The organism is Anabaena sp. FACHB-1391 (genome assembly GCF_014696755.1).
GTDB lineage: Bacteria > Cyanobacteriota > Cyanobacteriia > Cyanobacteriales > Nostocaceae > Dolichospermum > Dolichospermum planctonicum.
This window is the reverse complement of sequence record NZ_JACJQS010000064.1, coordinates 1-11,810: the sequence shown is the minus strand read 5'-3', so window position 1 is coordinate 11,810 and position 11,810 is coordinate 1. Positions and strand designations below refer to the sequence as shown.

General features: G+C 37.7%; 7 protein-coding genes and 1 pseudogene. 4 read left to right on the top strand and 4 right to left on the bottom strand.

Translation table 11 applies throughout. The features are described from left to right. Positions 1–1,851 (top strand): annotated as a pseudogene (locus tag H6F62_RS19790) (Eco57I restriction-modification methylase domain-containing protein); the annotation flags it as partial. A 101-nt stretch (positions 1,852–1,952) separates the two neighbouring features. Here H6F62_RS19790 and pheT read toward each other — a convergent pair. Together pheT and H6F62_RS19780 are read right to left on the bottom strand one after the other, a co-directional pair. Beyond that, positions 1,953–4,388, bottom strand: a complete 2,436-nt coding sequence (pheT, locus tag H6F62_RS19785) for a phenylalanine--tRNA ligase subunit beta (RefSeq protein WP_190372786.1) — start codon at positions 4,386–4,388, stop codon at positions 1,953–1,955. A 77-nt stretch (positions 4,389–4,465) separates the two neighbouring features. Then, the gene (locus H6F62_RS19780) at positions 4,466–7,663 is read right to left on the bottom strand and encodes an alpha-mannosidase (RefSeq protein ID WP_190372785.1); all 3,198 of its coding nucleotides are present in this window, start codon (positions 7,661–7,663) and stop codon (positions 4,466–4,468) included. 154 nt (positions 7,664–7,817) lie between these two features. On the opposite strand from H6F62_RS19780, the gene H6F62_RS19775 reads away from it, so the two are divergent. After that, the gene (locus H6F62_RS19775; protein ID WP_190372784.1) at positions 7,818–9,068 is read left to right on the top strand and encodes a hypothetical protein; all 1,251 of its coding nucleotides are present in this window, start codon (positions 7,818–7,820) and stop codon (positions 9,066–9,068) included. 15 nt (positions 9,069–9,083) lie between these two features. On the opposite strand, the gene xth is transcribed toward H6F62_RS19775, so the two are convergent. Next, positions 9,084–9,866 (bottom strand): exodeoxyribonuclease III, encoded by a 783-nt coding sequence (gene xth, locus H6F62_RS19770; protein ID WP_190372783.1) that lies wholly within the window; start codon positions 9,864–9,866, stop codon positions 9,084–9,086. A gap of 365 nt (positions 9,867–10,231) precedes the next feature. Here xth and H6F62_RS19765 point away from each other — a divergent pair, with 365 nt between their 5' ends. Then, positions 10,232–10,429, top strand: coding sequence for a hypothetical protein (locus tag H6F62_RS19765; RefSeq protein WP_137909605.1), 198 nt, complete (start codon positions 10,232–10,234; stop codon positions 10,427–10,429). Positions 10,430–10,462: 33 nt separating this feature from the next. Beyond that, positions 10,463–11,485 (top strand): alcohol dehydrogenase catalytic domain-containing protein, encoded by a 1,023-nt coding sequence (locus H6F62_RS19760; RefSeq protein ID WP_190372782.1) that lies wholly within the window; start codon positions 10,463–10,465, stop codon positions 11,483–11,485. A gap of 229 nt (positions 11,486–11,714) precedes the next feature. On the opposite strand, the gene H6F62_RS19755 is transcribed toward H6F62_RS19760, so the two are convergent. Further along, on the bottom strand, positions 11,715–11,810 hold a 96-nt coding region (locus H6F62_RS19755; RefSeq protein ID WP_190372240.1), incomplete at its 5' end, for a transposase.

Genomic DNA, 11,810 nt, shown 5'->3' with positions numbered 1-11,810 from the left:
GCTTTTATTATAGGAGAAGTTGAAGGAACTGATCAAGAAGATCGTTTAGGAAGATTAAAACGTAATATTAATGATGTTAACCGGGAATCTTTGGTTAAGTTAAATCAATTGTTGTTAGATGAATTTGGCAATTTAAAGATTAAGTATGAGGAAGTGCAGTTAAAGGGTAAACCTGTTAAACGGGTTTTAAATATTGCGGATATGGAGGTTTTAAAACCTTTTCATTGGGGTTATCATTTTGATCAAATTATTGCTAGGGGTGGTTTTGATATTATTTTGGGTAATCCTCCTTGGGAAGTTTTTCAAACTGATGAAAAAGAGTTTTTTCAAAGATTTGATAATTTAATTCAGAAAAAGAAATTAGATATAAAAGCATGGACAAAACAATTTAATAAATTTATGGAAGATGAGGAAATGCGTCAAGCATGGTTAGATTATTGTAGTGGTTATCCTCATGTTAGCGCTTATTTTAAAAATGCTGAACAATATCGCAATCAGAAATCTTTAGTTGACGGTAAAAGTGTTGCGAGAAAAATTAATTTATATGCTGTCTTTTTGGAACAATGTATTAATTTACTTTCTCCAAATGGTGAATGTGGTTTGGTTATTCCTAGCGGTATTTATACTGATTTGGGTACTAAGCAATTACGGGAAATGTTGTTTTCGCAAACTAAGATCACTGGTTTATTCTGTTTTGAAAATAGAAAGGCTATTTTTGAAAATGTTGATAGTCGCTTTAAGTTTGTGGTTCTGACTTTTCAAAACCTTGTAGGGGCGAATGGCCATTCGCCCCTACCCTTACCGAATGACAATTTGCCCCTACCATTACCAAATGGCCATTCGCCCGTACCATTACAGGGTACAATATCATTTCCGGCTAGGTTTATGCGTCATGATGTAGGAGAATTAAATAGTTTTCCTGATGATGATTGTATTCATATTTCTGTGGATTTAATTAAACGGTTATCTCCTGATTCTATTTCGGTTATGGAGTTTAAATCTGATTTAGATATTTTCATTGCGGAAAAAATGAGTCGCTTTCCGTTGTTGGGGGAGGAAATTCAGGATAAGTGGAATTTAAAGTTAACACAAGAATTTAATATGACAACTGATAGTCATTTGTTTAAAACTGAACCGGGAAAGGGAAGATTACCTTTATATGAGGGGAAAATGATTCATCAATTTACCCATAAGTTTGCTGAACCTCGGTACTGGGTAGAGGAGGAGGAAGGAAGAAAAGCGGTTTTAGGTAAAAATGGTGTTGATAAGGGGCAAATTTTAGATTATCAGTGTTATAGATTAGGGTTTAGAAAAATTGGTAGAAACACAGATATTAGAACTTTAATTGCTACTATTATTCCTCCTAACTTATGTTCAGAGAATTTTCAAACTGCTGTTAAATATAATAATAATTATTCGTTAAATAATTCAGAATCATTGTATTTAGTTGGAGTCTGGAATAGTTTTGTTGTTGATTTTTGTTTACGTCAAAAAGTTTCTGCTAATGTTAATATGTTCTACATTTATCAATTACCCGTACCCAGATTAACAGAAAAAGACCCATATTTTCAAGAAATAGTAGAACGTGCAGCCAAACTAATCTGTACCACAGCAGAGTATGATGAATTAGCGAAAGAAGTAGGTTTAACAAGTCATGAAAACGGAATTACAGACGAGAGAGAAAGGGGGAAAATCCGCGCCGAATTAGATGGAATAATTGCCCATTTATATGGATTAACAGAAACAGAATTTAGTCATATATTGAATACCTTTCCCATAGTAGCAGAAGAAGTGAAAAATGCGGCTTTAAATGCTTATCGGGAGTTAAAAGATACCCGACTTCTTTTTTAATTGTGTCAATAAATGATAAATTAATCAAATTAATCAAATTAATCATAGAAGTCGGGAACTGAAAAGATTAATATTTCAGCGGGAAACAAAAACCGCTGTGATTAACTTCTCAAATTGACACCAAACTTCTCTACCAAAGCAGAACGCACGTGATTATGAACTGGTTCAATTTCATTTTCTGTCAGCGTGCGATCGCTGGCACGATATACTAAACGAAAGGCTAAACTGCGTTGTCCTGCGGGTACATTTTCACCGCGATACTCATCAAACAATTCCACAGAATTTAACAACCCTTTCCCCGCTTTATTAATGACTTTTTCCAGTTCGGAAACTGTCACTTTTATTGGTGCGAAGAACGCCAAATCTCTATCACTTGCTGGATAAGTAGAATAGGAACTAAATTTAGGAATTAATAAATCATCATCATCCCAAGCATCCAACAAAGCATCTAAATCTAATTGAAACACATAAACTGCCTCTGGTAAATCTTTTTCGCGGCGTAATTGGGGGTGAATTTGTCCAAATGTTCCCAGTCTATTACCTTTTATCCACAACGAAGCTGTGCGTCCGGGGTGTAAACGAGAATCTCGATTTTCTGGTTGAAATTCTACCGCTAATTTAAGTTGTTTAAAGACACTTTCTAAAATACCTTTAGCTTCAAACCAGGTCATGGCCTTTTCCTTACCACCCCTTGACCATTTACCGCTAGTTATATCACCACCGATAATTCCGGCCAGCACTTCTGCTTCTTGTAAACCCTCTTCTTCACGCCAGAAAATCCGCCCAATTTCAAAACCATTTAACGCCCCATTTCCCTGTTCTAAATTGTATTGGAAAGCGGTAATTAAACCAGAGATTAAATCAGTGCGTAAAGCTGAATATTCCGCAAATAAAGGGTTACTTAAAACAATCTGTTTATCTTCCCCTGGTTTCACCAAAGAATATTGCATTAATTCCGTCAAACCCTCAGCCCGTAAATAACCGCGTAACCTGCGAATTAATTCTTGATCTAAAGATAGATAACCAGCTTCGGATTTTTCTGGTAAGGTATCGCAGAATTTATCATAACCATATAACCGGGCAATTTCTTCAATTAAATCAATTTCCCGTTCTAAATCTCGATAACGATAGGGAGGTACTGTAACTGTCCAATTCCGTTCGTCAATTTTTACCAATTCACATCCTAAAGCGGTGAGAATTTTTTCTACATCTTCTGGTTGTAATTCTCCTGTTTCTTGTCCTAATTCAATTGGACCTAATACTTGATTAACTTTATCCAAACGCAGGTAAATAGAATGAGACCAAGTAGAAATATCTGGACGATAATCAGAAATTTGTTGTTGAACAATTACCCCAGCTGCTAATTCTTGAATTAAGGATAAAGCCCGGTGACAAGCTATTTCTAATTCAGCCCGATTTACGCCTCTTTCGTATCTTCCAGAGGCTTCACTTCTTAACCCCACACTGCGAGAAGAACGACGAATGGCTACAGAATCAAATAACGCTGCTTCTAAAACTAAACTTTGTGTACCTTCATAAACTTCCGTTGCTTCACCACCCATAACACCTGCTAAAGCCACTGGTTGATTATTAGCAGTAATTAATAAATTTTGGGGTGATAAATTGCGATTATTTCCATCTAAAGTTTTTAAAGTTTCTCCCGTTTGTGCAAACCGCACCCCCATTGTTAATTGTTCTCCACCAGAGAGAGATTGTAAACGGTGTTTGTCGAAAGCGTGAAGAGGTTGTCCTCTTTCTAATAAAACGTAATTAGTGATATCAACCACATTATTAATTGGTCTCACTCCCGCAGACCGTAACCGTTGTTGTAACCATTCAGGAGAGGGTGCAATTTTGATGTTTTCAACAACCGTACCAATATAAGCAGGACAAGCTTGGGTTTCGGAAATTTTCAAAGTCAGGTTTTTTGCAGTTTGAGTATTTTCTACTTTCGCAATTTCGGGAATTGATAATTTTCCTCCAGTTAAAGCTGCTACTTCCCGCGCAATACCCACCATAGATAAAGCGTCAGCACGGTTAGCGGTAGCAGTGACATCTAAAATCACATCTTCCAAACCCAACAGGGGACGCACGTCACTACCTAAAACCAGATTTTCTTCACTAAAGATATGAATACCGTCAATATCCGTGGGTAAACCCAACTCTTTTAAAGAACATATCATCCCATGGGAGGGAACACCGCGCAGTTTTGCGGGTTTGATTTTTAAATCAATATTAGGTAAATAAGTTCCTGTAGTGGCCACGGGGACATAGATATCTGCGCGGACATTCCCAGCACCACAAACGATATTCACAGTTTCCGCAGCACCAATATCTACTGTACAAACGCTTAACTTATCTGCGTTAGGGTGTGGTTGACGTTCCAGGACTTTCCCCACAACTACCCCTGCGGCCCAAGTGCGACGATCTTCTATATCTTCCACTTCAAACCCGGCCATTGTCAAGGTTTCCGCCAGTTCTTCTGGAGTCAGTTTAATTTCTACGAGTTCTTGTAACCAGTTGAGAGAAATACGCATGGAGTCTGTTTGTTGAGATTAATCTTTTGCTCTAATTTTATATTAAGATCTATGCAGTATATCTAGATAAACCCAATCTATATGTTGACGACAACCTCAAAAGTCATAATTTTCCCAGGTTGAATATTCACAGCCCCTTGACATACTTCCTCAGACTTGATATACTGTTCTAGTAAGTCTAATGGTTGACCTAAGGTGAGAAAATCACTTCGCAAAAATAACTCGGCTGTTTTTCCATGACATTCATAACAGCGAAGAATGTATTTTTCAGGTTGATCTTCACTGGGTTTAAATGCCATAACAATTAAATTATCCGCTGATAGTTCTAAAAAACTTTGACTTTCATCAGCATTTGTGTGAAATTTACGCTTTAGCGGATTTACTAATATTTCCAAGGGTACATTTAATTCATAACCTCGTTTAACTGTATCCCCTTCTTCCCAACTCCCTAGATGAGAATACAAGCCATAAGTAAATTGATGTATACCTATATCAGCTTGCTTGTCTGGCCATTGGGAACTTCTCAGCAGAGTTAACCGCAGTTGATGAGGTTGAGCATCGTAACCATATTTACAGTCGTTAAGAAGACTAACCCCGTATTTTCCGGTTTGCGTATCTGCGGTTATATCTGACCACCGTAAAGCGGGTACTTCCCATTTTGCTTTATCTGCGGGGGTTTGGGGATTTGTGGGACGACGGATAACACCGCAGGGGATTTCATAAGTGACAAATTCCGCTGCAAAATTGAGGGGAAAGGCTGTTTTTACTAATACCTGATTTTCTAGCCAATTTACAGTATTAGCTATTTTCAAAAGTGGTGAACCAAGCTGTAAAATGTAATCTTGACAAAATTCCGATTTTCCCAATTGACGCACTACCCGCAAGCGTTGTTGAATTTCTCCATATTCTTGCCACTGAATTGATTTTAATTTTGTTGGTGGTAGAGGTTTGGTGTTATAATCGGGGTCAATATTCCAAGCGTCCCAATATTGGCCGCTGTCGCTAAAAGCTTGGAGTTGGTTTCCCGCACCATTTAAAATTTCTCGTTGTTGGGTTTTATCAAAGACGCTATCCAGATCTCCAGTTTCTGGGTTAACCTGGATTTGTAGATATTCATTTTCTAAAATCCAATTTTTCGGAAATATTTGGGGTTGTGTGGGGGAAGTTCGAGACAGCCAGAAAATGCTGTAACCTAAAGATGGAACTGTTGGGAGGAATAATAAAGTTGAGTTTTCCCAAGGTTGGGAGGAAATTTCTTTTCCTTGAATATCGAAAATTCCATAATTCTCTCCATAATTTTCATATTCTTCTTGGTCTGCTGTGATGATTTTCGATAAGTCAACGCTGACAACTTCCCGACGTTCCCAGTTGAGAGGGTTGAAAATGATGATGGGGATGGCATTACTATAAGGTGGTTGTGGTAAACTAATTTGGGATGCTATATCTATTAATGACTCTGCCAAGATATTTTTCCCCACTTTTTCCACTGCTTCCCATGCTGGTAAAGCGTCTTGGTAAACTTGGGTAATGGAAGAACCAGGTAAAATGTCGTGAAACTGGTTAAATAAAACTTTTTTCCAAGCGGTTTCTATTTCTGTGTGGGGGAATTTTGTACCGCAGAGGATATTTGCTAAAGTTGCGAACAACTCAGCACTATATAATAGATGTTCAGATTTGCGATTCCAGCGTTTTTGGTCTCCGTGAGTAGTATAACATCCCCGGTGAAATTCTAAATAAAGTTCGTTTTCCCACGTTGGTAAATTTTGACTTGGTAAATTTTGACTTGGTAAATTTTGACTTGGTAAATTTTGACTTTGAGATTTTATTTCCTGGAGATATTTTTGAGCAGTTGTAAATTTCAACTTGGGGAAAATCGGAGAATGTTCCCAACGTCTCGCAACTTCTAACATATCACGAGTCGGACCTCCACCATGATCACCAACACCAGGAAGCCAAAGACTAGTTTGTAAACCTGTTTGGGTTTTCCACTCACAAGCATACTTGGCCATCTTAACAGGTTCAACGGTTTCGCCCATGGGTGGAGACATAAAACTTAATATTTGACTACCATCAGGCGATCGCCACCAAAATAAGTCATAATTAAATTTAGTTGTATCATTCCAGCGAAGTTTTTGAGTAACAAAGAACTCAATTCCCGCATTTGCGAGAAATTGGGGTAAAGTCGCACAAAAACCGAAAGTGTCAAGCACCCAAACCACAGGGGATATTTTTCCAAACTTGTGGAGAAAATACCGCTGGCCATATAATAACTGACGAACTATAGACTCCCCAGCGATTAAATTCAAATCTGGTTCTACCCAAAAACCTCCCAAAATTTCCCATTTTCCCTTTTCAACTTGATTTTGAATTTCTCGAAATAGGTCGGGACGATTTTCTTCTACCCAAGCGTACAAAGCTGGTGTAGTATGACAGAAAATCAATTCGGGAAAATCCTGTTGAAGTTTTAAAACTGACTCAAAAGTATTTTGTGCTGCTTTCCAAGTTTCCGCGACCACCCATAACCATGCTAAATCTAAATGTGCATGACCCAATAAATGAATTTCCGGTTTTTGTTCACAGATAAAATCACATAAACCCAAATAAGTTGGTCGTAAATTCAGTAAATAGGTTTTCCAGTCTTGGTTTTCGGTGTTTTTGAGATTTGTAACTCTTTCAACTGCTGCTGATAAAGCTGGTAATTTTTCGGGTGCGAAGTTTTCTAGAAGAATTTCCGCAATGGCCAATTCATCAGCGATAAAACCAGCGTCATAATCATTATAGATCATCGTCTCATAAATTGCCAGCGATCGCATCAAAGCCCCATCACAATGTCCCGGACTAACTAACCGCAAAATTATGGTAAAATTTTCTCCAGGACTTACCTGAGGACTAATTAAAACCCGTGGTGAAGCATCAAATAAATCACCTACTAATGCTAACTCACCATTAACGTATACCTCTACATTTTCAGCCCACCAAACCAAAGCCAATCGCAAACACAGACCGCTTAAAGGGAAATCATGTAAACTGTGGGGAATAGAGAAATTTTGTCCTAACCATAATACCTGTTTTCCGCCTTTCCAGGAAATATGGCCTTTTTCATTAACTGCAACTGGTTGCCAATCAGTTATACTAAATGGCATAAAATCAGTAACTACTGCGTCAGTTTCGTGATATTTCCAGTTTGACTGGATATCAACCTGACAACAAGCACGTAAATTTTCAATAGCCGTGGATATAGATTTGGTATTTAATGATGGTAAAGGAAGAGTCATATTTCCAGTAAAATAATCCAGTAAAATAATCCAGTAAAATAATCCAGTAAAATAATCCAGTAAAATAATCCAGTAAAATAATCAGGTTGATAATTAAGAATTTTTGATTCTTAAACTGAAGATCATCCAACGCTACAACTTCAACATTATAACTATGTCTTCGAGTTCTTCAAATCGCTATCAAAGTAAACTGTTTAATTTTGTCTACCAGCAGACTCAACGGTTGACCCAAACATGGGAAAACATCTTCAAAAATCTACAAGTTGCGACTCAGGTGGGTGTAGGTTCTCTACTTTATCCACTTTACCAGCTATTGCCACAAAAAGAATGGCCGGAAAAAAAAATACAGTCCACAATTCCTCCAGCAACAGACGCACCAATTCAACATATATTAGATACAGTTAAAAATCTTCCTGCTGGGGGTAGTAATTTAGAGATTTCCCCAAAAACAAATCCTTTAACTCCTTTAACTTTTATAGGATCTTTGTGGGGGAGATTTTTCCCTGGAGAAAGTTCCTCAACCCCGAAAAATCTTCTCCAACAGCATATACCCAAAGTCCAGGGAATTGCTACGGAGTTAAAAACTGGTAATTTGGTGTTAGTTGGTACTGATAATCGCATTTTCGATATTTTCACAACCCAGGAAAACTCCCAATTAAAGGATAGAATTAATAGAGAAATTAATCGTTACGAGTATTCTTTACAATTAACCCCTCTTTCGGAAAAAGAAATATTACCAGAAATTGATTTACTACTAAATAAACTAACTGATAAAAAACCAACTCAACTTTTTAGCTTTCTGGATAAATTAGTTGCTAATTGGGAAATTACAGCTTTAGTCCCCATAGAAAAAAGCGGTCAAAAAATTCTTGATAACCTAGTAGTTAACAATGATGATTCAAAAACCGAAAAAGCGGATATTACTAATTTAATGACCGCAGCGATAAATTACTTCTTAGGAGGAAGAAATATTTATCAAATTGAATCAAATGCTACTGCTGAAAAAGTAGAAATTAAATCAGACCTCCAAAACAGTTTACCGCTAAATAATGGAGATGCTTGGTTGACATGGGACGATCTATTTGGTAATCCCAGTACCAATATATCAGATCATAGTGGTTTTAATCCCCTAAAGCCAACAAATTCGAGATTATTGCATAACCGGGAGAAAATAGCCCAAAAAGCGCCTGAATCTGAAAATCAGGGATGGGAGGAAAAAAACAATCAAACCAGCCAAGGATTTAATTTTAAACCCGACTGGATTGATATTTCTGCGACCTCCTTAGGCTACGAAAAGCACCCCCTAGAACAAATTTTACACTGGTTAGATATGTTCATCTCATGGATAGAACAGATACTAACAAACACGGTTTATTTTTTCCGAGGTTTCTTATTAGGGAGATAAATAAATAGGATAAAATTAAAATTCGACAATAACTGGTGTATGGTCACTGGGTTGATTTAACTTTCGTGGTTCAACATCAATAATACAACTTTGAGCGCGTTCATACAAATCCAGGGTCAGATAATGATGGTCTATACGCCAACCCAGATTTCGCTTAAACGCAGCGGTGCGATAATCCCACCAAGTATAGTTTTCTCCTTGATGATTAAATTTACGAAAAGCATCTGCGAAACCTAAACTCAGAATATCTCGTAAAGCTTGACGCTCCGGTACAGAAGCCATAATGTGATTATCTACTTTTACTTTATCATTAATATCTATATTTTCCAAAGCAATATTAAAATCACCACAGATAGAAATAGGAGAATTTGTTAATAGTAATACCTGTAAATACTCCTTGAGTAATTTTAACCAACCCAACTTATACTCATACTTTTCGCTACCTATAGATGAACCATTAGGAACATAAAGATTAACAATTCTGATTCCTGAAAACACACCTGTAATTACTCTTTTTTGTGTGTCCCATTCCGCATCCAAACCTGGTAAAATAGCCGTAAAACCCGTACTGACATCTGTTAAAGACTGACGACTAATCAAAGCAACTCCATTATAGGATTTTTGTCCTGATATATATAAATAATAACCTAATTTTTCAAAATCGAGACGGGGAAAATCCTGATCTATAACCTTAGTTTCTTGTAAACATAAAACATCAACCGGATTTTCGCTTAACCAATTAATCACCTGTTCCAACCGTGTCCGTACAGAATTTACATTCCAAGTAGCAATTTTCATGGTTTAGTCATCAAAGTAAATGCAAAATAAAAGTCAAGTGTAAAGTAATTGTCCCATAAAAATTTAGTTATTGATGATCTTGGCCATAGATGAAACAAGTTCATATTTGTAATATGATCCCCGCGATAGATGAACCAAGTCTATACTAACTTGTAGGTTAATAATGTTTTCATAAATTTTTCGTTTTGATAAATATCTTTTTGGATCTTTTTGGGAAAAAACCATAAAATACCGTTAATTTAGCATTCGTTGATAGTTTTCAGCGCTAATTCTCTGAAGATCTTACTTTCTTTTAAGTGAGATAAATAGATATTTCAACCATAATACTACTGACTTGTCGTGATTTTTGCAAAGGAGTATTTAGTATGAGTATTATAGTTAACACTTGTCCCTGTTGTGGTGGTTCAGTTTTGCGTCATGTTCGTTACCATGGAGTTTATTGGTTTTGTCTCTCCTGTAAACAAGAAGTACCAGTCTTGAATATCAATATTGTATCTGATACAATATCACATTTAGAACCCCATCATCAAGAAATTTTACCTCAAACTGCTTTGAGTTCTTAAATTTTTCTTTTCTCCTAATTTCTCCCAACTTCTATGTTAGCAGCATTACTCTACGGACAGGAAAATTTCCGTCTAGAACAAGTTCCCGAACCCACTCCCGCAGCGGGGGAGGTAGTAATTCAAGTCGAAGCAGCCACCACCTGCGGTACAGATTTGAAAGTATGGCGACGCGGTGGCCATGCTAAAATGTTAACACCCCCGACCTTGTTTGGCCATGAAGGGGCGGGGCGCATTGTGGCTGTCGGTGCTGGGGTAACTAAGTGGCGGGTGGGAGATCGCGTAGTAGCAAATAATTCAGCCCCCTGCATGAAATGTTTCTTCTGTCAACGTCAAGAGTATTCTTTATGCCCCAATTTGACCTGGAATAACGGTACATTTGCGGAGTATATGCAGATCCCCGCGCCCATTGTCCAGCATAATCTATTACAAATACCCGACCAAGTACCTTCCGTATTAGCCGCCATGACCGAACCGCTGGCTTGTGTATTACATGGTATCAGCCGTTCCCAGGTCAAACCCCATGACCGAGTAGTGGTTTTAGGTGATGGTGCGATCGGCTTAATGTTTGTAGCAGTTCTCTCGGAATATACTGAAGTAATTCTGTGGGGTGGTAATGATAAACGCTTAGAAATCGGTGAAAAGTTAGGTGCAGCCCGGACTTTTAATTATCATCAAGTCACAGATATGACTAACACAGTCAGGGAATTAACGGAGGGATGGGGAGCAGATGTGGTTATAGAAGCCACTGGTATACCGAGTGTTTGGGAAAAAGCGATCGCCTGCGCCCGTCCTGGTGCAACTGTCAATCTATTTGGCGGCTGTCCCAAGGATACCACAATTACCCTGAATACAGAACAACTCCATTATAGTGAAATTACCATCAAAGGAGTATTTCATAATACTCCAGAGTATGTAAAATCCGCCCTATCACTGATTGCTAGTGGGACAATTTCTTTTGACTTACTAATTAGTGAACAAAGACCTTTACAGGATTTAGAACAGGTATTTATGGATATGAAAGCGCGGAAAGTGATTAAAGTAGCAATGTATAACTAAAATAGGCAAATCACCCTCGTGTTATCCCTATCCTACCTGGGCGATTATGTCACCTATGCGGCATTTTAGCTCATCTCTAGAGCAAATTTTATGCTCTTTTGTACTCTTTAAGTTTCCTGAATGATCAATCAAATAGACCCATTAGCATAGTTACATCTTCATGAACACTATTGACCGAAAATAATGGGATACAAGCCCCGTCCACTTCGACAAGCTCAGTGCATCGCTTCTAGGACGGCTTTTCTTGATTTTTAATATACTCTTTTAATATCTCTAGTGGCGCACCTCCTACAGAAATGGCAAAATAACTGGGACTCCATAACGC